Here is a 22,593-nt window from a genome sequence, read left to right on the forward strand (position 1 = left end):
TGGCAACTGTTTAACATGGATGAGGTTTGGGTTTTACACGTAATGGAATAAAAGATGATTTTCCAATTCTGGATGCTTAGGCATTTCAGTCTACGGAGATAAATGAAAGGGTTTTTGAATGTGGGTATTAACTAACCCATGCAGATGGGGAACTTTTAATGGCCGGGGGATTCTTCCCCGGGCAATATTTTAAGTACCGTGAGAATAAAGTTCTTTGATAGTTGGGAGCGGTTTCGGATCTGAAGAAAATTTTGGATTGTCTGATGCAGAATCCTGTGCATATGAAATCCGGCCGGGGGATTCCTCCCCGGGCATTTTATAATCAGACAATCTTTTTCATAAAAGATTTAGGATAGATCAAATACATACATTTTCCATTTTTACCGGTCTGGGGATTCCTCCCCGGGCTCATTTTAACGAATCAAACCTAAGAATTTACAGGGGTTGTAAAATTCTTAATGATTAGCAGACACTCAGGCCAGGAGATTCTTCTCCGGCAATTTAATTACTACGGGTAATAAGTACGTAATGATAAAAGGGATAACTGATTATTTACGCAGTCAACGACGCAAATGCCAGAGATGTAAAGGCCCGGAGACTATTCTCCGGGCAATATCACCCGGGTATAATTAAAGTAATGTCAGCATGAATGCAGATATATTTCACTTACTGGTTGACAAGAAACACTCTGAAAGTCTATGTTCCGGATAGTAATAAATGAAGATGCTGCAGAAAGCTGTAAGTGAAGTATATCTGGATTTTTTTTAGGAATGTCTGGTGTTGGCGGATAGCGTAAAATGAATTTTACATAGCTGATGAATGCAGAATAGTTCAATACTGATTCTTTGACTTTGATTGAAATGACACCTGGGGATTCTTCTCCGGGTAACTATTTTAACCTGAAAGGTAATAGTTGTGGCTACAGATAAAACTTTTTTGTTGACGGGAGCATCCTGTTGACATCCGTTGTACTTAATGACTCATATCGTTTGGATAATTATACGGCCCGGGGATTCTTCCCTGGGCTTATTTAAACGACCAGTAGAAACCAAATACTACATGCGTATGCATAGTCAATACTTCAGAAGTAATATCCAGAAAATTGTCCTTTAAGAATTGCATGATGCAGGTGATAAAGGAATAGGATAAAGCTAACTATTAAGGTGTGAAGAAATTTTCATAAACGATCTACATTTTGATTTGCTTTCGTTCAATTGGTTCTGAGAAGGCCTGGAGATTCCTCTCCAGGCTACACTTAAACTTGTTGTGCATGAATCTACAATGAGATACTTTTTTATGATAACAGTATTAGGCTGGATTTTGAAAGCAATGAGTAAAAAATGGGAGTATTTAACCTTTGAAAGGTTGCTGCAGGTTAATCGTTTCTGTGGAAGGATATATTTATCAAAAATACTTTGGCGCCACAGAAGTAATGTGAGCATATAGTGTAATAAACGAACTATGTGGAAGGATGATTGATAAACAAAGCACCAATATTTAGAGCATAGTCCTGTTTTAGTATCAACTCCATAAACACTCTATTAACGAAAAGTAATTCAATTGCGATGCGAATAAGATCGAATAATCGGTCTGTTGGCCTGGGGATTCTTCCCCGGGCATGTTGATTCGGTGATTGAAACAATAAGTTTGGATCGTTCTAAGCCTGACGCATGGCTTTCTGATTGGGACACCTACAGCAAGAATTATTTAGCAGGCTTTACCAGGTTATTTTCAAACAGTCGAATCCATATACATTGGCACCGGGACTCTTCCCGGAGCCCTGTTTGTCTTATTCTGATGGTGGTGGGCTAAATGAAATCGGATGTTTTATTTCCACTTAGGCTTAATTAATTGTGGCCCGCGGAATCATCCCTGGGCTATTTGTTATAACTGGGGCTGATTTCACCTGGCTAACTGGGCTGGAAATAATATGTGTTTGTATAAGGCGATTGTCTCCGGGATTTGGAGATGTGCAGCGTGAACTGGGTAATTCAATTGGTAAGGAGTTGAGAGTCGTATTAAATAGCTGGATTATTAGAGATGTACCTATTGTGTGCAAAAGAGGTATCATTTCCCTACGAACATGGAATGTTCACTTTAAATAACGGCTGGCTGGCTTATGCCGGCTGCCTTTTACTAAATCCACTCAGGTTGTTGATGAACCGGAGAAAGTGCCGGGAATGACTTGAAAAGGGCAATTCCTGTCATGTTGTGACTTAATTCCTCTGCTCCCGAACTTAAAATGGCAAAGTCGGTTAATCTTTACCAACGATTGCCGGGGCAATTATTCCCGGGATGTCTGGCAAATAAAAGCCGGGAAGCACATGCTCCCCGGCTAAATATCTCAATCTCCGTCCAAATGGGCGGAGGAATTGTTCAAATTAACCTTTTACCAACGTTCCAACATTCCGGCCCATGATCACATGGAGCAGATTGCCCGGTCTGTTCATATCAAATACGATGATTGGCAGTTTATTTTCCTGACACAGGGTAAACGCCGTCATGTCCATGACATTCAGGGACTTCTGATATACTTCGGAGAAAGTAATGGTTTCGTATTTGGTGGCATTGGGATCCTTTTCCGGATCGGCTGTGTAGATGCCGTCTACGCGGGTGCCTTTAAGGATTACGTCCGCCTGGATTTCAATCGCTCGTAGCGATGCAGCGGTATCGGTAGTAAAATAGGGGTTACCGGTTCCTGCCCCGAAGATCACCACACGTCCTTTTTCAAGGTGGCGGATGGCCCGGCGGCGGATATAAGGCTCTGCAATTTGTTCCATCTTGATTGCGGATTGAAGACGGGTATACATACCTTCTTTTTCCAGGCCGCTTTGCATAGCCATTCCGTTGATCACGGTGGCCAGCATACCCATATAGTCGCCTTGTGCCCGTTCAATGCCGGTTTCTGCTTCATTCATTCCACGGTAAATATTCCCGCCGCCTATCACGATGGCTACCTGAACACCGAGGTTGGTAACCGACTTGATATCATGCGCATATTGGGCAATTACCTTCGGGTCAATTCCATAATTACTATCTCCCATCAGAGATTCACCACTCAGCTTGAGCAGGATTCGTTTGTACTTTGGCAACATGTCAACTATGATTATGAGTATTCGCAGAATTTGTTAAATATACAAATCTGCCTCAAAATTATCCCCTGTAAACGTAAAGGCAAAAAAAAGGAGAGAAATTTTCATTCTCTCCTCTATATTTTGCGATTAGCTATTATCCTAATGCTACGCGTTTGAAGGCGGAAACTTTCAGTTCGGCGTCAACAGACTTCAGGTGATCGGCTACGGATTTGTTGCCGTCTTTCACGAAAGCCTGACCCAGAAGGGTGCTTTCTTTCAGGAATTTGTTGATTTTACCGGCAGCAATTTTCTCAGCCATTTCGGCGGGTTTGCCTTCAGCTTTGATCTGCTCGATAGCAATTTCTTTCTCGCGGGCAATTGTTTCAGGAGAAATTCCATCCGCATCAACGGAGAGGGGATTCATGGCTGCAATTTGCATAGCGATGTCTTTCCCTACTTCTTCAGAAACGGGTTTGCTGAAACCTACCAGTACGCCCATGCGGTAGTTACCGTGGATGTAAGCAGTAACGCTGGCAGCTTCCACTCTTTCGAAGCGGCTGAGGGTGATTTTTTCACCGATCTTAGCCACCTGATCATTTACCTTGTCGGCAACGGTTGCACCGTCCAAAGGAGCTGCATTGAGCTCTTCAGCGGTTTGGGTATTATTAGCCAGCGCCAGGTCAGCGATGGATTGTGCAAATTTCACGAAATCTTCGTTCTTGGCCACAAAGTCAGTTTCGCAGCTCAGCAGTACCACAACACCGGCTTTGCCGTCAGCTGAGGTCTTAGCGATTACTACACCTTCTTTGGTTTCGCGGTCGGAGCGCAGGGCAGCCACTTTCTGGCCTTTCTTGCGGAGGTAGTCTACTGCTTTTTCGAAATCACCGTCGGTTTCAACCAGTGCTTTTCTGCAATCCATCATACCGGCTCCGGTTTGCTGACGGAGTTTGTTCACATCAGCTGCTGTAATTGTTGCCATTGTATATAATCAGTTTATATGTTAACGTTTGATGAAATTCCCTTTCGGGATATCTTATAACCGTGAATCGTGAACGATGGTTTTATCATTCACGATTCACGCTATTATTGTTGTCGAAGTCAGCGATTATCTGGAAGGACCAGGTCTGCCTGCACCGGAGGGACGGAATCCACCGCCACCGCCAGGACGATTGCCACCGCTACGGCCGCCACCGCCACCGGGACGGTTGCCACTGCCGCCGCTGCGACCACCACCGCCACCAGGACGATTGTTACCGCCACGGCCGGGTCCGCCGCCGGGACCACCAGGACCACGTTGACCGCCGGGGCCACCAGGTCTGCGACCTCTTTCACCACGTTCGTCACCACCTTCGAGTTCGAACTTGCGGATCTTGTTGTCAGCTTCTTCTTCTTCAACGTCGTCGGTTTTCTCAACAGCGCGCTCAGCCAGACCTTCAGCGATAGCTGCAGCGATGTAGCTAACGATAATGGCGATGGATTTGGTAGCGTCGTCGTTCGCAGGGATTGCGAAGTCTACTTTAGTAGGATCGGAGTTGGTATCCACCATACCGAAAGTAGAGATGCCGAGGCGTTTAGCTTCAGCCAGTGCGATGTGCTCATGGCTGATATCTACGATAAAGAGGGCTGCCGGAACACGTGCCAGTTGAGCGATACCGCCCAGCACTTTTTCCATTTTGTCTTTATCGCGGGAGAGCGTCAGACGCTCTTTCTTGGTAATGTTATCGAAAGTACCGTCTGCCAGCATTTTCTCAATGCTCTGCATTTTCTTCACGCTCTTACGGATGGTGGCGAAGTTGGTGAGCATACCGCCCAACCAGCGTTCAGTCACATAAGGCATGTTCACGCGCTTGGCAGCTTCGGCAACGATTTCTTTCGCCTGCTTTTTGGTAGCCACGAACATGATCTTTTTACCGCTTTTGGCGATGGATTTCAGCGCTGCGGCTGTTTCCTGCAGACCTTCTACGGTTTTGTTCAGGTCGATGATGTGAATACCTTTCTTCTCAGCGAAGATATAAGGCAGCATCTTGGGGTTCCACTTCTTCTTCAGGTGACCGAAGTGTACACCGGCTTCCAGTAACTGCTGCTGTAATGAAGTATTATTTTCCATGTTGTTTTTGTCGAATTGATGGTCAAGAATTGAATGATACAATCATTAACGTTTAGAGAACTGGAAGCTTCTTCTAGCTTTAGCTTTACCGGGTTTCTTACGTTCAACTGATCTCGGGTCACGTTTCAGCAGGCCTGCAGCTTTCAGAGCAGGGCGGAACTCAGGGTTGATCTCGCACAGTGCGCGGGCAATACCCAGTTTCACTGCTTCAGCCTGACCTTTGATACCACCACCTTGTGCATTCACCTTAACATCGAACTTGTCCAGTGCGTCAATGGTCTTGAAAGGCGCTTCAACCTGGTTCTGCAGGTAAATCAGCGCGAAATATGTTTTATAATCTTTGTCGTTCACCAGGATGGTGCCGGTACCTTTGCTCACGTATACGCGGGCAACTGCTTCCTTACGACGGCCGATAGTATTTTTTTGTTTTTCCATTATGCAGGGAATATTAGAAAGTTAAAGACTTCGGTTGCTGAGCAGTATGCGGATGCTCGGCACCGGCGTAAACGAAGAGTTTCTTGTACATGGCACGACCAAGACGGTTTTTCGGAAGCATACCTTTTACAGCACGCTCGATCACCACTTCAGGACGACGTTTCAGCAGGTCTTTAGCAACTTCTGCTTTCTGACCACCGGGATAACCGGAATAAGTCAGATATTCCTTGTCGTTCATCTTGTTGCCGGTAAATACAACCTTCTCAGCGTTGATCACGATGATGTTATCACCACAGTCAGTGTGAGGTGTGTAGTAAGGCTTGTTCTTGCCTCTCAGGATAGCAGCGATCCTGGCGCTCATTCTGCCTACTGTTTGGTTGGTAGCGTCAATCACGTACCAGTCACGCTTTACGTAAGCGTCGTTAGCAGATTTTGTTTTGAAACTTAAAGTATTCATTGCTTATTGATAATAAAATTAAAGTCTCGCCCATTAGGGAGTGCAAAGCTAAGTGGATATTTGATAATAACCAGCAAATAGGAAGGCTTTTTTTGGAGGGGCCTTTGTAATTGATTGATATTCAATAAAGAATTTGTATCTTTTGTTTTAGTGCCTCCCATATCCCGCGCCTTCAGGGCGTTGTAGGGCAACAAAAAGGGCCGGATGCCCGGCCCTTTTGCTATTGCTGTAATACGATTATATATTAATCACGGCTTCTTGCGCCAAGATATATCATTAAATATTGCAATAAGATAACTACGGAAGATACCGCAGCCACCACATAGGTCATGGCAGCCCACCAAAGGGCGTCTTTAGCCTGGTCGTGCTCTTTCTTATAGGTGATACCCGCACTGTCCAGCCAGGCCAGGGCGCGTTTCGAAGCGTCGAACTCCACCGGCAGGGTGACAATTGAGAACAATGTGGTTACCCCGAACAGCAGAATGCCGATCAGCAGGAGGTTCGGGAACATATTCACCATCAGGATGCCCGCTATCAGCACCAGCTGTACCGCATAAGAGCTGAATTGCACCACCGGCACCATTTTGGAGCGGAACTGCAGCCACGGGTAGGCGGTAGCGTGCTGAACGGCATGCCCGCATTCGTGGGCTGCTACCGCCGCCGCCGCTACGCTGGCGGAGTTATATACGTCCGGACTAAGGTTTACCGTCTTATTACCCGGGTTATAGTGGTCGCTGAGGAAGCCTTCTGAAGACAATACCTTTACATCAAAGATGCCGTTGTCTTTCAGCATCTTTTCTGCTATTTCACGCCCGGTCATCCCGGAAGATGTAGGCACTTCGCTGTATTGCTTGAACTTGCTACGCAATCGCCAGCTGACCAACGCACTGATCCCTACGAAAATGAGGGAAATTATCATGATTCCTGGTGTCATCTGAGTCTTGGTTTGTTTTAATGCTGTTAGTAAATGTACGTTATTCCTATCAAATCCCTTACCAGCAGGCCCGGAAGCTGCCATTCGGTTGCCGGGAAGATATTTTAGCCGGTTTTGTCCGGATTCTGAAAATTAACACTGACAGTTTGGCGCAAAAAGTAGGGTTTTCCTGCTTTTTATACCCTTACATGTAAATTTATTTATATTCATAATATATTCAAAAAATCATATGTATTTATCCGCTTTAGCGTACCTCGCTATCAAGGATTTACGAACGTTGCCCGAAAATGAACTGCAAGCGAAATAGGCACCAATAGGGGCTTCCAGCCGACTGACTGCCAAAAGAATTAACACTTTAAAAGTTATCAACATCCATTAAATAAACTTTTTTATTCTCATCCCATTTAGTAATTTAGTCCTGAATTTAATGGGTTAGTAAGTAGAAAGAGTCAGCGGAATCTTCCGTTGGCTCTTTTCTCATTTTTACCAAAATCCATTTTCTCTTCGCTCAATATTTTTCCCATTATTTTTGTTAAATGAGTAAAATCAAAACTGCTTTTTTCTGTCAGAACTGCGGATATGAATCAGCGAAATGGACCGGAAAATGCCCCGCTTGTAATCAGTGGAACACTTTCGTTGAAGAAAAAGTGCAGAAAGAGTTGCCGCTTAGACAACAAGGCTGGAAAACGGAAGATGCAAGACTGCCAAAAACGGTGCATTTGTCGGATGTGGAAGCTATAGAAGAAAAGCGGCTGCATACACCCGATAACGAACTTAATCGTGTTCTTGGAGGTGGCATCGTTGCAGGATCACTCGTTCTTGTCGGAGGTGAGCCCGGCATCGGGAAATCCACGCTGTTCCTGCAAAACGCGCTTTTACTCAAAGGTGTACGCACACTCTACGTAAGCGGGGAAGAAAGTGAGCAGCAGATAAAAATGCGGGCAGACAGGCTGAAGATTCATAACGAAGAATTCTATCTGCTGACAGAGACATCCACACAAACCATTTTTCAGGAAATAAAGAAACTGGAACCCCAACTCGTAATCATCGATTCTATACAAACGCTGCAATCGCCACTTATTGAGTCGGCTCCCGGCAGTGTGTCTCAAATACGCGAAACCGCCGCAGAAATGCAGCGCTTTGCAAAGGAAACCAACACACCCGTTTTTCTCATCGGTCACATTACGAAAGACGGCTCCATTGCCGGCCCTAAAATTCTCGAGCATATTGTAGATACTGTGCTCCAGTTTGAGGGCGATCAGCATTATGCTTACCGGATCCTGCGCACCATCAAAAACCGGTTTGGCTCTACTGCCGAGCTGGGTATTTATGAAATGACGGGAGAAGGATTACGCCAGGTCAGCAATCCTTCAGAGATACTCATCTCCCAACGCGATGATATGCTGAGCGGTGTTGCCATAGCCGCCACAATTGAAGGGCTGCGGCCCATGCTCGTGGAGGTGCAGGCCCTCGTGACGCAGTCTGTATACGGTACACCCCAGCGTACCGCTACGGGATTCGATCTGCGCAGGCTGCAATTGCTGCTGGCAGTACTCGAAAAGCGGGGAGGGTTCCACTTCGGTATGAAAGACGTTTTCCTGAATATCGCCGGCGGTTTACGTGTGGAAGATCCTTCAATTGACCTGGCCGTACTTTGTGCCCTCTTATCGTCTTATGAAGATGTGGGTATCTCCCATAAAGTTTGCTTCGCAGGCGAAGTAGGCCTCAGTGGAGAGATCCGTGCGGTTAACAGGATTGAACAGCGTATCGCGGAAGCGGAAAAGCTGGGCTTCGAGAAAATATTCATCTCCCGGTATAACAAGAAAGGGCTCGATTTCAGTAAATCAAACATTGAAGTAGTGCCGCTCGGGCGGGTGGATGAAGTATACCGGTTACTTTTTTAACCGGAGAGATAAATTGATTTGTTAACTCAAAACCGCCTTTATGTTGCGCTCCGTAATGCAACTGCTGTATCCGCATATCTGTGAGATATGCGGTCAGGAACTTACTTATTCTGAGCAACTGTTATGCCTTAGCTGTTCCCTGCGCCTGCCGGTGTCGGGGTTTCACGACATTCCGGGTAACCCAGTAGAAAAAGCACTCTGGGGCAGAGTTCCAGTTGAGTTTGCTTCGGCAGGTTATGTATTTGGCAGGGAGTCGGGCCTGCAATCACTGATTCATTTGTTCAAGTATGGAGGCCGCCGCGATGTTGCCGTTCACCTGGGCCGGTTGCTGGGGCTGCAATTACAGGAGCATCCCATGCGGGAAAGCTGGACGGGAATTGTTCCTGTGCCGCTGCACTCGTCTAAACTCAGGAAAAGAGGTTACAACCAGTCAGAGGCGCTGATGGAGGGGATGGCTGGCGTAAAGGGATTTCCGGCAGGTATTCGCGGACTGGTGCGCACCGCTAAGGCCGGTTCGCAAACGAAGCGCTCGCGTACAGACCGCTGGGAGAATGTTTCTTCCGGTTATTCCTGGGCAGGACCGAAAATGGAGAATGGACATCTTCTGTTGCTGGATGATGTGCTGACAACAGGGGCAACTATGGAAGCCTGTGCAAGGGCAATTATGGAAAAGTCTCCCGGAGTTAAGCTGAGTGTTTGCTGCCTGGCCTGGGCGGGGAGGTAAGTGTCCGGTTGCTTTGTACTTACTGGTAAGGCCGGTGGCCTGTAGTGGGGTGTTTCAAACAGGTATAAAAAAAATACAGGTGTTCGAAAACACCTGTCTCTGGTAACTATTCCACGTTATGAATACGCAATTGTTGCATTATGTCAACTACAGCTTAAGAGGAAGATTTCTTCACCTGCTTGTCCGGCCGGAACTTTCCCTTCGTCTGCCAGGCAGACGCATGAGGGTTCACATACACGATCCTGAATCCTCCGCCGGTAGCGGTGCGCTCAGCTACAACCTGTTCGAGGCCAAGCTTTGCGAGATGCCGGCTTAACTGCCGGATATCATTGTTGTTCATTTTTTCGGATTTACCTGTTGCTGAATATGTTTCTGATGATGTGGGTTTGCATCAGCGGCACATATAACAACAGCCAGCTGCCGGCCGGCAGTGGTAGGAGAACGCCCTGTGGCGTGTGCCCGGTTCCGTTGATCTTTCCTGTAAAAGCATCGTTCAATGAGTTTTAATGGTTGGTTCCTGTTTTGATTCCGTTGTATTACCCTACAAATATAGTAGACTAATCAGACTAACCAAAATTATTTTTTCATAAGAAGTGTTGACTTAGGTATATGTGTTTGTAAGACAACACATTACGATGGTCAAAAAAGTTCCTTTGTGCTAGAGGGCAACAACTATGCGTAGTGTATCATTTATTATGTAGGAGTTTTCTATCTTTGCAAATGCCCGGAGGTGGATTTGTTTATTGTTCGGCCCCGGGTTTCATCTCTTAAGTGTAACTAATAAACGTACAAGCCATGAAATCTTTGCAACAGTGCGCCGCAGAGCGCATTCTCATCATCGATGGGGCCATGGGCACCATGATCCAGCGATACAAACTCCAGGAATCCGACTACAGAGGCGAGCGTCTTGCTAATCACCCTTCCGACGTGAAGGGTAATAACGAGCTGCTTTCCATCACCCGGCCCGATATTATCGAAGCCATTCATCGTGAGTACCTGGAAGCCGGAGCGGATATTATCGAAACCAACACATTCAGTGCTACTGTAATTGCTCAGGCAGATTACGATCTCCAGCACCTGGCCGTTGAAATGAACACTGCTTCCGTGAAAATAGCGCGGATAGCGGCGGACGATTATACTGCCCGCAACCCCGAAAAGCCCCGCTTCGTAGCCGGCGCCATCGGTCCGCTTAACAAAACGCTCTCCATTTCGCCAGACGTAAATAACCCGGGTTTCCGGTCTGTTACGTTCGATGAAGTGGTAGATGCATATTACGAACAGGTGAAGGCATTGGCGGAAGCAGGAGCAGATATTCTGCTGATCGAAACCATCTTCGACACCCTCAATTGCAAGGGAGCCATCTTCGCAATTAAGAAATACTTCCGCGACTCCGGCCGCCCGGTATTGCCAGTTATGATCTCCGGCACCATCACAGATGCCTCCGGGCGAACCCTCAGCGGCCAAACCCTCGAAGCCTTCTATATCTCCGTTATGCATGCCAAACCCTTCTCCATCGGCCTCAACTGTGCCCTCGGCGGCAACCAGATGCGCCCGTATGTAGAAGAGCTCTCCCAGATTGCCAGCTGCTATGTATCGTGCTATCCTAACGCCGGCCTCCCCAATACATTCGGGGAATACGACGAGGAACCGCATGAAACGGCCTGTATCCTGGAAGACTTCGCACGCGAAGGTTTTGTAAATATTGTTGGAGGATGCTGCGGCACCACGCCCGATCACATCCGCCATATTGCTCAACATGTAAAGGACATTGCGCCCCGGCCCCTCCCGGTCGTGGAAACAACGCTCGCATAAGAACGGGGATTCACCATCATGAGTACAACACATACGATCCGGCCGTTCCTGCGGCTCAGTGGCCTCGAACCACTCGTCGTGAGGCCTGAAACCAACTTCCTCAACGTCGGAGAAAGAACCAACGTTACCGGCTCCAAAAAATTCGCGCGCCTCATTCGCGAAGGATTATACGAAGAAGCACTTTCCGTTGCCCGCCAACAGGTAGAAAACGGTGCACAGATCCTGGATGTGAACATGGACGACGCCCTGCTGGACGGAGAAAAAGCCATGAGCACATTCCTGAACCTGCTCGCTTCCGAGCCCGACATCTCCCGCATCCCGGTAATGATCGACTCCAGTAAGTTCAGCGTTATCGAAGCAGGCCTCAAATGCCTGCAGGGAAAATGTATCGTTAACTCCATCTCCCTCAAAGAAGGAGAGGAGAAGTTCATCGATCAGGCCATCATTTGTCAGAGCTACGGCGCATCAGTTGTAGTAATGGCTTTCGATGAAAACGGACAGGCCGATACACTCGAGAAACGCGTTACCATCTGCCAGCGTGCTTACGACATCCTCGTGCACCAGGTTGGGTTTGATCCGCAGGATATCATTTTCGATCCAAACATCTTCGCCATCGCCACCGGTATCGAAGAGCATAATAACTACGCGGTAGATTTCATTGAAGCCTGCCGCCAGATTAAGCAACGCATGCCGCTTGCCAAAATCAGCGGCGGTGTCAGTAACGTTTCGTTCTCCTTCCGTGGTAATGATGTAATGCGGGAAGCTATGCACTCCGTATTCCTCTTCCACGCCATCCGTGCCGGCCTCGACATGGGTATCGTGAATGCGGGTATGATCCAGATCTATGATGAGATCAATCCCGAAATGCGCGAACTGGTGGAAGATGCCATCCTCAACCGCCGCGACGATGCCACCGAAAGGCTCATCGCCTATGCGGAAACTGTGAAGGCGAAAGGAAAAGTGATTGAGAAAGACGAAACCTGGCGCAAGGGTACGGTAGAGGAACGCCTCAGTCATGCCCTCGTAAATGGTATCACCGATTATATTGAAGCAGACACGGAAGAAGCTCGACTGAAATACCCCCGCCCCCTCGAAGTTATTGAAGGGCCGCTCATGGATGGTATGAACATCGTGGGAGACCTTTTCGGCAGTGGTAAAATGTTCCTCCCGCAGGTTGTGAAAAGCGCCCGCGTGATGAAGAAATCAGTGGCCGTTCTCACACCTTTCATTGAGGAAGAGAAAGCAAGAATGGTAGCGGAAAACGGCGGCGAAATCAAATCTGCCGGAAGAATCCTGCTGGCCACGGTAAAAGGTGATGTGCATGATATCGGTAAAAACATCGTGGGCGTGGTACTAGGCTGTAATGGATACGATATCATTGACCTCGGTGTAATGGTGCCTGCGGAAAAGATTTTGCAGGCTGCCCGAGAACAGAAAGTAGACATCATTGGTTTGAGCGGACTCATCACCCCAAGCCTCGATGAAATGGTTCACATTGCACGCGAACTGAAACGTCAGGGTTTTGACATCCCGCTGATGATCGGTGGCGCTACTACTTCCAGGACGCATACCGCAGTGAAGATCGCACCGGAATACGATAATGGTGTGGTGCACGTACTCGATGCATCGCGCAGTGTTACTGTAACGGGTAACCTGCTTAACAAATCGCTGCATAAGAACTTCCTGAACGGCGTTAGAGAAGAATACCACAAGCTCAACGAGCAATTCAAGAATAAAAAGCCCGTTAAACAATACCTCACACTTGCCGATGCAAGGGCGAATAAAGTTGCGATTGACTGGAACGAATTCAATCCGGTAAAACCCATTAAGCCGGGTATCACCGAGTTCCAGGAATATGACCTCGGCGAAATTGCTGCTTACATCGACTGGCATCCCTTCTTCATAGCCTGGGAGCTGCACGGGAAATTCCCGGCCATCCTGGAAGATGAAGTGGTAGGCAAGGAAGCCACGCATCTCTATAACGATGCACAGGCCATGCTGAAAAAGATCATTGACGAAAAGTGGCTCATCGCCCGTGCAGTTATTGGTCTCTTCCCGGCCAATTCCAATGGTGCAGATACTGTAACTGCTACTGCGGTAGACGGTGCACAGGTGCCTTTGGAATTCCTGCGCCAGCAGATCAAGAAAGCGCCCGGTCAGCCAAACATCAACCTGTCCGACTTTATCGCACCGGCCGAAACCGGGAAGCAGGACTGGATCGGAGGCTTTGCCGTAACAGCAGGTGAAGGCATCGAAAAGTGGTTGGATAAGTTCAAGAAAGAACATGACGATTATTCCAGCATTATGCTTAAAGCGCTGGCCGACCGCTTAGCTGAAGCATTTACCGAACTGCTGCATGAAAGGGTGCGTAAAGAATTCTGGGGTTATGCCACGGAAGAGCATCTTTCCAATGAACAGCTGATCGCAGAAGAATATCTGGGCATCCGTCCGGCGCCGGGTTACCCCGCTTGTCCGGAGCATACCGAAAAATATAAACTGTTCGATCTGCTGGGCGCTACGGCATCAACCGGCATCACCCTTACTGAATCGCTGGCCATGTATCCGGCAGCGAGTGTTAGCGGTTGGTATTTTGCGAACCCGCAATCCAAGTATTTCGGTTTGGGAAAGATAGAGAAGGATCAGCTGGAGGATTATGCAAAGCGTAAAGGCTGGGATCTCGACACAGCTGAAAAATGGCTCCGTCCCAATCTCGACTAGGTAAGGAACGGAACAACATATTTAACGGCGCAATCCCTGGGGATTGCGCCGTTTTTTATTACTTCGCATTTACATCCTGTGCTGCCTGAAGGTCGGCAGCATTAAAGGAATGCAGCAGGCGGTCGCCTGAATAGAAGCGGATATTTTTAACATCTCCGGATTTTGGGAGGGCGCCGAGCCAGGCCATTGCCTTGGTGTATGTGGTTTTCGGTGTATCTACACGGATCGCAAAATGCAGATCCATATTGTCTTCACTTACAAAGCTGCGGGTTAGTTCAATGTGTTGGGTGAGATCGCTGGGCTGGAGCACTACTGCGGCCAGCAGGTTCTGACTGAAATCGATGGTGTCGATTGTGTTCGTCATCGTTTTGGCCATTCCGAAAACTTTCTTCATTTCTTCCGGATTGTTGATTACCCAGCATTGTACGCTGTCACTGAATTTAACGGTGTTGTTGACGAAATAGCCACTCAGTGGGCGGATAACGACATCTTTTTGCATTACCACGTTTGCAGGAGCAGCGTTGGTAGTATCATTGGAAGATGAATGCTCGCCGGATTGCGAGGAATTAGGTCCGCAGGCGGCCAGGAACAGCAGTAAACCCGCTATGGGAAAGAGTTTCATGGTGGTTATTTTGGTGATTCGATGTGAAGGGTACTGCAAACACAGTACCGGGAACACTGCTTTCCATAACAATTTTATGACAGAAGTGGTTGACAAAGAGGGAAACCACGCAGGAAATTGCGTACTACTACGCTTGATTATACCCTCTGGAGGGTATTACCTTTGTGCTATGCAATTAGATCGCATATAGCCCCAAAAAAGCAGTTCAGAAAGTTAAGGTACACACTGTTCAGTTAACCCCAGTTACAGTTTTAGGGCCCCGGCTAAGCCAGGGCCCTTTTTTATTTTGCAAAGATGTTGGAGGTATTATTTCACATCAACCCACATCCCGTTATCGCGAATGAGGTTGATGAGTTCCGTAACGGCTACATCGCTGCTAAGGCCCCGTTTCACAACTTCTTTCCCTCGGTACAGCGTAATTTTTCCCACTCCGCTGCCTACATACCCGAAATCTGCATCGGCCATTTCACCCGGACCGTTTACGATACACCCCATAATGGCGATTTTTACACCTTTCAGGTGGTTGGTTACCGCGCGGATGCGTGCAGTGGTTTCCTGTAGGTCGAACAGGGTACGGCCACAGGAGGGGCAGGAGATATATTCGGTTTTGGAAATACGCGAGCGGGTGGCCTGGAGGATGCCGAACGCCACATTGTTGATAGTTGCCGGGGAAGATGATCCCTCTGCCGCAGTGAGCCACAGTCCATCTCCGAAACCATCTAGCAGCAGAGCGCCGGTTTCAGTTGAGAAATGGATAAGATCTTCGTCTGCGTTTTGCAGGGTACTGTTGCTCTGAAGTATAACCGGCAGGGTTATCTTTTGCTCCATCATCCCTATCAGCAACCGGCGGACCGATGCCATTGCGTGAGCATTGCCGGAGGCAATTACAGGGACTACATTGTCTGGAAGGCCTTTCAGTGACGCCAGGAGCCCTTCACTGTATTGTGCCGCATCTACCTGTACAAAACGCAGACTGGCCGGCGTGTTTGCGAGTGATGCGATATCCTGGAAGTAAGGATGGTATTTCGATTTATCTTCTGCTGATTGCCAGGTTTCGTAACCGGTGATAACCTGTAATGTGCCGGGCAGCGCAAATGGGAGTATTTGATCAGCCGTGTAAATGTAATCTGCGGCACCATCGCTGATGTTCCATTTGTCGGTGGCTTCATCATACTGGTAGCCTACTGCTTCAAGATCTTTAGGGGTGATGGCGCTGATGTGCCTGAGATCTGCCACCACAACAGGTACCTGCTTCCCGCCAATATTGCCAATAGCTGCAGATTCGCGTTTTGTAAACTGGAAAGGAGAGTAGGGGAGCTTTTCAGGATCAGCTATGGGTGTAATGGGTGCATGGCCGGCACGTTGGCTGTACCTGCGCAACAGATCGCGGCACACGGGTAACTCAAGCTCAGGATCTTCGGTAAGGGATACACGGATTGTATCGCCCACTCCATCTTCCAGCAAGGTACCGATGCCTGCGGCCGATTTGATGCGGCCATCTTCCCCGTCGCCCGCTTCGGTAACACCGAGGTGGAGCGGGTAGCAATGGCCAAGTTCCTGCTGCATGGTGCTTACTAGCAGCCTGTAAGCCTGTACCATTACCTGCGGATTGCTGGCTTTCATGCTCAATACGATGTTGCGGTAATGCAGATCTTCTGCGATTCGAAGGAACTCCATTGCGCTTTCCACCATACCCATGGGAGTATCGCCATACCGGCTCATGATACGGTCGCTGAGAGAGCCGTGGTTGGTACCAATGCGCATAGCGGTCCCGTATTCTTTGCAGATGTTTACGAGGGGGGTGAAGCGGTCGCGGATGCGGTCGATCTCCTCCAGGTATTCTGCATCTGTATATTCCAGCAGTTCGAATTTCTTCTTGTCGATATAGTTACCGGGGTTCACACGCACCTTTTCAACGATGCGGGCGGCCACTTCGGCGGCATTGGGTGTAAAGTGGATATCGGCTACCAGCGGGGTGGTATATCCGCGTTTCCGCAGCTCATTTTTGATGGGCAGCAGGTTCTGCGCTTCCTTGATACTGGGGGCTGTGATCCGCACCAGCTCTGCACCGGCTTCAATGCAGCGGATAGACTGTTCCACGGTGCCCATCGTGTCCATTGTATCGGTGGTGGTCATCGTTTGTATGCGGATCGGGTGGTTATTACCGATGATGAGGTCGCCCACTTTTACTTCCAAAGTGGCCAGTCTTTCGTATTTCGTCAATGACGGGCAATATAATTGCATGAATGCTTGATGTTGATCCTTTATAAACGATTGTAATGTAATCTGTGCCTCCCTGGAGAAGCGAATTCAAAATTAGCAAATAATTCCCCGTTCAAGCTACCGGTGCATTTTGTTATTTTATATGAGCGGTAAAGCCCTCGCAGGATAATTTGCCTAGTTTTAGCACGTTTAGCAACCGCCCTGTTTGTAACCGGCGAATTACCATTTCGTCTACGGGCCTGACAATCAATAACCTGTCATTCATTTTGAACAATACTGTGGATACCATACCCTACCAGCAGCTTCCACTTAAAGGGCAGTTCAGCGTTTTCGAAATGGAGAATTTCCAATCGGAATTTGCCGGTGTCCCGCATCGTCATCATGCTTTCCAGATTCTCTGGTTCACGAAAGGCAGTGGTGATCATGTTGTGGATTTTGTGAAGTATGAGCTGGGAGATAATATCCTTTTCCTCCTTCGTCCCGGGCAGGTGCATCAATTGCCTAAATCGGGCTTTTTTGGATACAGCATCACTTTTACCGAACAGTTTTACTGGGAAAATAAGCACGAACGCCAAACCTTATACGATTTTACCACGCTTTTTGATGATTCACAGGAATATGCCCCTATCCATATCAGTCATCCGGCGGCAGAATCTCTCGGAAAAATTATTTCACTTATGCAATCCGAGCAATCGGTGCAGATAGAGGGGAGCAGTACGAGTGTGATCAAACATTACCTGAATGCTTTTTTATTGCTGGCGGAGCGGGAAAAGAAGCATAACGCTGCGAACAGTCCGGACGTACATAATCACGACGCACGGATCATTCAATTGCGGCGGCTGGTGGAGAAAAACTTCCGGCAGGAGCATCAGGCGGGGTTTTATGCTGCACATTTCTCGCTGACAGCCAAGCGGTTAAATGAAATTGCCAAAGAAGCGATCAATAAAACCGTGACGGATATGGTACACGCCCGCCTTATTCTGGAAGCGAAACGGCAGCTGGCGTTCAGCAACCGCAATGTAAAGGAGATATGTTATGAACTGGGTTTTGAAGATCCTGCCTATTTCAGCCGGTTTTTCCGTCATCATGCAGGCATTTCACCACACGAATTCCGGGAATCGGTGTTCAAATAATACAACGAAATTGTCTTTTTGTCCAAACACCGGGGAGAAATACGGAGCTATTTTTACATGCCGTTAAACGGAAACCATGCATTATAACGCGTTTCAGGCGCGTTTTTTTTCATTTGGAAAGGAAAGTAAGCTAAAAAGCCGCCCTACGACCAGGGCGGCTTTTGTTTATTTCCTGGCGCACTCTCTCAAGAAATGTCATATCGGTCATACTTACTGCCATCCTCCTGCCATCCTTCAGTGATCCTTCAGTGGTGTTCAGTGGTGGTACAGGTTTGAGGGTGTTTGACTGAAGGATCACCGAAGGTTCACTGAAGGATTACTGAACAATGCCTGCTGACATCCTGCTGCCATCCTCCATCCATCCTCCATCCATGTTCAGCCACAGCAAGGGTTTGATGAAGGTTGGATGGAGGATGGATGAAGGTTCGATGAAGGATGGATGAATACAAAGAGAGGTCGGCCGGTTGGCACAAATGCCCCGGATGGTCAGTAAAAAGGAGATGAAAATCTAATGGGGAAATTTATTTTCCGATAGAGAAACCACGGCCCAGTACCTCGTGGACTTCGTGAATAACCATAAACGCTTCGGCATCCACGTCTGCCACCACTCGTTTAAGTTCCATCAATTCCTGCTTGCCGATGATGACATAGAGCACTTCCTTGGGATCCTTCGTATATGCGCCATGGCCATGTAGCACGGTAGCGCCGCGGTTCATATTGTGGGTGATTTTTTCAGCGATGATAGCGGAGAAGGGAGAAATGATAGTAACTGCACGTTTGGTATTGAAGCCATCCACAATAAAATCCACCACTCTGGCGCCGATATATACGGCAATGAAAGTATACATGGTACGCTCGATGCCGATCATGAAAATACCGGCAGTGATCACCACTACGTCGAACATAAGGATGGCATTGCCAAGCGTCCAGCCGAAGTATTTGTTTAGCACACGCGCTACAATGGAAGCGCCGCCGGTAGTGCCGCCACTGAGGAATACGAGCCCCAGGCCAATACCAACGAGTAAACCTGCGAAGATGGCTGCTAACAAAGGATCCTGTGTAGGAGGCTGCCTGTTGCCCTCTGTGAGGTAAAGGAAAAGGGAACAAAAGAAAATGGACATCAGGGTGTAGATGATGGTGCGGCGGTTAAGAAGTCGCCAGCCTACTATCATCAGCACGGCATTCATGGCGAGGTTTACAGCCCCGGCCGACCAGCCCCACATGTAATGCGTTAATATGGAAATACCGATAACCCCGCCTTCGGAGAGCTGGCTGGGTATAGCAAGAAAGTTGATGCCGATGGCAAATATGAATGATCCCAGTATGATCAGGAAAATGTTCCTGGCGTGCAGTTTCATGCCGCAAAGGTACAGGGACGGCCGGACATTACCAGTCCTTTTCCACCCCCACGGGCGTGCCCTTGGTCTTCTTCATTTTATCTTCCTGGAGTTTCTTCTCCTGCTGGGCTAATGCCTGTAACAGGCGCTGGGCTTCTTCCTGCGACAGTTTGCTGGGTTTGGGCTTGGGTTGTTGCTGCTCTTTTTCGTCTTTCTGATCCTTCTGGTCCTGCTGGTCTTTTTTGTCCTTCTGGTCTTGCTTGTCCTGTTTGTCTTTATTCTGCTGATCCTGTTTGTCCTGCTTTTTATCCTTGTCTTTTTGTTCTTTATTGTCTTTACCGCCGCCTTGTTGCTGCTGTTGCTTCTTCAGCATTTCCTGCGCATAAGCGAGGTTGTAACGGGCCTGTTCGTCGGCCGGATTGGCTTTGAGGGCTTTTTTATAAGATTGGATACTTTCATCCCATTTTTTGTCTTCCATGAAAGTGTTGCCAATGTTATAAGAAGCATCTGCAGCATTTTCTTTCCTGGTAGGTGTTTTAATGGCGTTAGCGTATTGCTGGCGTGCAGCTTCGTAGCGCTTTTGCTCGTAGAGGGAGTTGCCGAGGTTGAAGTTACCTTCCATTGATTTACCATTACGCTCAAGCGCTTTTTTATAGCTGGCTTCCGCGTCGGCGTATTGTTGCTTTTTATATTGGGCGTTGCCCTGGCGGATCAATTTGGAAGAGCCTTCCTGTGCGGCCGCCGGGAGGGCAGTAGCCAGGGTAACGGTAGCAATAAAGCTTATGGTATGGAGGAAGTTCTTTTTCATGCGGCCTCCGCTTTTTGTATCCCGGGCAGATTGTTGGCATTGCTTTTACGGGTGGTTCCTTCAGGGATGAAGAACTCCAGTACAAGCAGCACCAGGCAGATACCGAGGAAATATTGGAAATAACTATTGTAGTCAGTGAACACGTTTTCTCCGAACTCTTTCTGTTCCATTTTATCGATCCGGTCGGAGAGGGCTTCCACCACTTCATCGGTGTTGTTCAGCAGGTGCAGATACATGCCTTTACCTGTGGAAGCGATCTTTTTCAGCTCTTCTTCGTTGAGTTTAGAGATTACGGTATTACCCTCATTGTCTTTTTTCATACCCCCGGTTTCCGGATCGGGCAGGGGAGAGCCGGTAGGGGAGCCAATGCCTACGGTGTAAATTACTACACCGTTTTCAAGCGCTTTTTTGGCTTCGGCGGAGGCGCCGGCCTGATGATCTTCCCCATCAGAAATAATGATGAGGGCTTTATGTTTACGTTCTTTTTTATTGAATGCTTCGTCGCTCACGCGGATGGCTTCACCTATTTCGGTACCCTGGCGGGGGATGAGGTCGGGCGTAATGCTGCCGAGGAACATGCGGGCGGCGGAATAGTCTACGGTCAGCGGCATTTGCAGGTAAGCATTGCCGGCAAACACGACCATACCGATACGGTCGTTATCCATCTGCTCCATTAGTTTGGTGATGAGCTGCTTGGCCCGGGTAAGCCTGTCGGGCTTGGCATCGGTGGCAAGCATGCTTTTACTCACGTCCAGCGCAATGATCACATCTACCCCTTTCCGGGTGATCTTTTCTACCCGGCTGCCTTTCTGGAGATTGGCCAGGCCGATGACACCGAAAAAGAAGGCGAGGAAGATGAGGATAAACTTCAGGATGAAAAGCTTGCGTGAATATCCGCTGAAGAGTTTCTCCACCATTCCGGGATCACCTATCCGGCGGATAGACCGGCGCTTCCACCAGGAAACCCATACAAACGCAAGCGCCAGTACGATGAGGAGGGCAAACGCCCACAAATACTCTGTATGTTGGAACCGTAACATGTTTTAAAACGCCACTTCCCGGGCAAAGGCCGGGAAGTGCTTCAAAAATAATTTTTTTATAACGTATTACAAGTGCTTATAGCAAGGTTTTACCAGTTTTTTAACACCCTATTTTTCTCCCTTGTAGAATCCTTCGCTGGTAAGGATGTTGCGGGTAAGCTCCATTCCCAGTGTTTTGAGATCGGCAGAAGGGTCTTCCGTCTCGAAATTGAGTACAAAGAAGGAGGGGTGGCGGTTCTCCTCGATCCAGCCGGTCATCCAGCCGATTCTTTTACTGCCGGATTTGCCTTCGCCTGCTTTCCAGGCAAAAATGTATTTATCCGTTTTTTCCATGATCATGAGGCCTGCAGTGAGTTCCTGCGCGCGCCGCTGGTAAGGCAACTGGTTGAAATAGAGCTGTTTGGTGAAGCCGAGCATCTCATCAGGACTGATCTGCAGCGAGTTGTCGAGCCAGAAGGTATCTACCCGGGATATTTTGCGGTTCCCGAAGCCTACGGTATCCATCCACCGTTGGAGGGTATCTTTCCCTATGTTGCGTGCCACTTCCTGGAAGGCGGGGAGGGAAGAATTGCGGAATGCCTGGCGGAAAGGCTCTCCGGCAGAAATCATATTGGTATCGCTGATGGCGCCGGTTTGCAGGCCGGTAATGGAAAGGAACGGCTCAAATGCCCCGGCCGGTGTAAAACGCTCTTTGGCGCGCTCGATATTGTAAACCCGGAAAGTACCCTGGCCGTTATCAAACACCATAAAGCAGCCTTCCAGCTTATGTTTTACAAAGTGTTGCTGCCACTCTTTCGCGTCTTTCACGTTGTTGGGCGTACATGCACCGAACCCGAGGGTGGCGGCGATCAGGAAAAGGCCGATTCGTTTCATCAAGCGGTAAATTTTTATTCAGTGAATGCAAAAGTAAGGTTTCGGGTGGAAAAGCGGGGCTGATGCATATCAGGAATTCAGGAGGCGGGTAGGGAAATCTGCAGGAAAAGGGTTCGCATTGGCTGGTGAAGTTGTTTTAAGCAAAATACCAGGTGCAGGAAGGAAACTTAAATTGTATTCTAATCGCGCTCTAATCGTATTCTAATCGCGCTGTAACTGTATGCCAGGCGCGCTGTAACCGTACTCAAAATGTAACAGCAATACCGGGAAGTTTCATCGTTAAGGTATTATGGAAAGATGAGTGCCGGATATCAGGAGCCCTGAATTACCGGAACTTAGCATCATAAAAAAAGACGGCCGAAGCCGCCTTTGAGGTTGATATAGATATCAAA

Annotated in this window: 18 protein-coding genes; 5 read left to right on the top strand and 13 right to left on the bottom strand. The window is 48.2% G+C overall.

Going from position 1 to position 22,593, the window contains the following annotated elements:
• Positions 1-2,381: 2,381 nt before the first annotated feature.
• From pyrH to DEV76_RS06125, 6 genes are all read right to left on the bottom strand, one after another.
• Entirely contained in the window at positions 2,382-3,095 is a 714-nt protein-coding gene (pyrH, locus tag DEV76_RS06100; RefSeq protein WP_109696152.1) for a UMP kinase, read from the bottom strand.
• A 133-nt stretch (positions 3,096-3,228) separates the two neighbouring features.
• On the bottom strand, positions 3,229-4,053 hold the full coding sequence (tsf, locus tag DEV76_RS06105) for a translation elongation factor Ts (protein WP_109696154.1): 825 nt from the start codon (positions 4,051-4,053) through the stop codon (positions 3,229-3,231).
• A 126-nt stretch (positions 4,054-4,179) separates the two neighbouring features.
• Positions 4,180-5,181 (bottom strand): 30S ribosomal protein S2, encoded by a 1,002-nt coding sequence (rpsB, locus tag DEV76_RS06110; protein WP_109696156.1) that lies wholly within the window; start codon positions 5,179-5,181, stop codon positions 4,180-4,182.
• A gap of 45 nt (positions 5,182-5,226) precedes the next feature.
• Positions 5,227-5,616 (bottom strand): 30S ribosomal protein S9, encoded by a 390-nt coding sequence (rpsI, locus tag DEV76_RS06115; RefSeq protein ID WP_074241452.1) that lies wholly within the window; start codon positions 5,614-5,616, stop codon positions 5,227-5,229.
• Between the two features lie 13 nt (positions 5,617-5,629).
• Positions 5,630-6,073 carry a 50S ribosomal protein L13 gene (gene rplM, locus DEV76_RS06120; protein WP_109696158.1) on the bottom strand — a complete coding sequence of 148 codons (444 nt, stop codon included), beginning with the start codon at positions 6,071-6,073 and terminating at the stop codon, positions 5,630-5,632.
• Positions 6,074-6,317: 244 nt separating this feature from the next.
• Complete coding sequence (locus tag DEV76_RS06125; protein WP_109696160.1) at positions 6,318-7,007, bottom strand: zinc metallopeptidase; 690 nt, start codon at positions 7,005-7,007, stop codon at positions 6,318-6,320.
• Between the two features lie 536 nt (positions 7,008-7,543).
• Between DEV76_RS06125 and radA the strand changes: the two genes are divergently transcribed.
• Together radA and DEV76_RS06135 are read left to right on the top strand one after the other, a co-directional pair.
• Positions 7,544-8,911, top strand: coding sequence for a DNA repair protein RadA (radA, locus tag DEV76_RS06130; RefSeq protein ID WP_109696162.1), 1,368 nt, complete (start codon positions 7,544-7,546; stop codon positions 8,909-8,911).
• A 40-nt stretch (positions 8,912-8,951) separates the two neighbouring features.
• Complete coding sequence (locus tag DEV76_RS06135) at positions 8,952-9,635, top strand: ComF family protein (protein WP_157962745.1); 684 nt, start codon at positions 8,952-8,954, stop codon at positions 9,633-9,635.
• Positions 9,636-9,789: 154 nt separating this feature from the next.
• Here the strand turns inward: DEV76_RS06135 and DEV76_RS06140 are convergent, their stop codons facing one another.
• On the bottom strand, positions 9,790-9,975 hold the full coding sequence (locus DEV76_RS06140; RefSeq protein ID WP_109696166.1) for a hypothetical protein: 186 nt from the start codon (positions 9,973-9,975) through the stop codon (positions 9,790-9,792).
• A gap of 455 nt (positions 9,976-10,430) precedes the next feature.
• Between DEV76_RS06140 and DEV76_RS06145 the strand changes: the two genes are divergently transcribed.
• Together DEV76_RS06145 and metH are read left to right on the top strand one after the other, a co-directional pair.
• Positions 10,431-11,447, top strand: a complete 1,017-nt coding sequence (locus DEV76_RS06145) for a homocysteine S-methyltransferase family protein (protein ID WP_109696168.1) — start codon at positions 10,431-10,433, stop codon at positions 11,445-11,447.
• Positions 11,448-11,465: 18 nt separating this feature from the next.
• Positions 11,466-14,165, top strand: a complete 2,700-nt coding sequence (gene metH / locus DEV76_RS06150) for a methionine synthase (protein ID WP_109696170.1) — start codon at positions 11,466-11,468, stop codon at positions 14,163-14,165.
• A 58-nt stretch (positions 14,166-14,223) separates the two neighbouring features.
• Here metH and DEV76_RS06155 read toward each other — a convergent pair whose 3' ends face one another.
• Positions 14,224-14,787, bottom strand: a complete 564-nt coding sequence (locus DEV76_RS06155; RefSeq protein ID WP_157962746.1) for a hypothetical protein — start codon at positions 14,785-14,787, stop codon at positions 14,224-14,226.
• 306 nt (positions 14,788-15,093) lie between these two features.
• On the bottom strand, positions 15,094-17,031 hold the full coding sequence (gene ispG / locus DEV76_RS06160; protein WP_109696174.1) for a (E)-4-hydroxy-3-methylbut-2-enyl-diphosphate synthase: 1,938 nt from the start codon (positions 17,029-17,031) through the stop codon (positions 15,094-15,096).
• Positions 17,032-17,276: 245 nt separating this feature from the next.
• Here ispG and DEV76_RS06165 point away from each other — a divergent pair, with 245 nt between their 5' ends.
• Positions 17,277-18,143: a helix-turn-helix domain-containing protein gene (locus tag DEV76_RS06165; protein WP_157962747.1), complete on the top strand. Its 867-nt coding sequence runs from the start codon at positions 17,277-17,279 to the stop codon at positions 18,141-18,143.
• 521 nt (positions 18,144-18,664) lie between these two features.
• On the opposite strand, the gene DEV76_RS06170 is transcribed toward DEV76_RS06165, so the two are convergent.
• From DEV76_RS06170 to DEV76_RS06185, 4 genes are all read right to left on the bottom strand, one after another.
• Entirely contained in the window at positions 18,665-19,501 is an 837-nt protein-coding gene (locus DEV76_RS06170) for a YitT family protein (RefSeq protein WP_109696178.1), read from the bottom strand.
• A 28-nt stretch (positions 19,502-19,529) separates the two neighbouring features.
• The gene (locus tag DEV76_RS06175; RefSeq protein ID WP_109696179.1) at positions 19,530-20,288 is read right to left on the bottom strand and encodes a tetratricopeptide repeat protein; all 759 of its coding nucleotides are present in this window, start codon (positions 20,286-20,288) and stop codon (positions 19,530-19,532) included.
• On the bottom strand, positions 20,285-21,328 hold the full coding sequence (locus DEV76_RS06180) for a VWA domain-containing protein (protein ID WP_109696181.1): 1,044 nt from the start codon (positions 21,326-21,328) through the stop codon (positions 20,285-20,287). The genes DEV76_RS06175 and DEV76_RS06180 overlap by 4 nt, the downstream gene beginning before the upstream one ends.
• A 108-nt stretch (positions 21,329-21,436) precedes the next feature.
• Complete coding sequence (locus DEV76_RS06185; protein WP_109696183.1) at positions 21,437-22,201, bottom strand: penicillin-binding transpeptidase domain-containing protein; 765 nt, start codon at positions 22,199-22,201, stop codon at positions 21,437-21,439.
• Between the last annotated feature and the right edge of the window lie 392 nt (positions 22,202-22,593).

The sequence above is a fragment of the Chitinophaga deserti genome (genome assembly GCF_003149455.1).
Taxonomy (GTDB): Bacteria; Bacteroidota; Bacteroidia; order Chitinophagales; family Chitinophagaceae; genus Chitinophaga; species Chitinophaga deserti.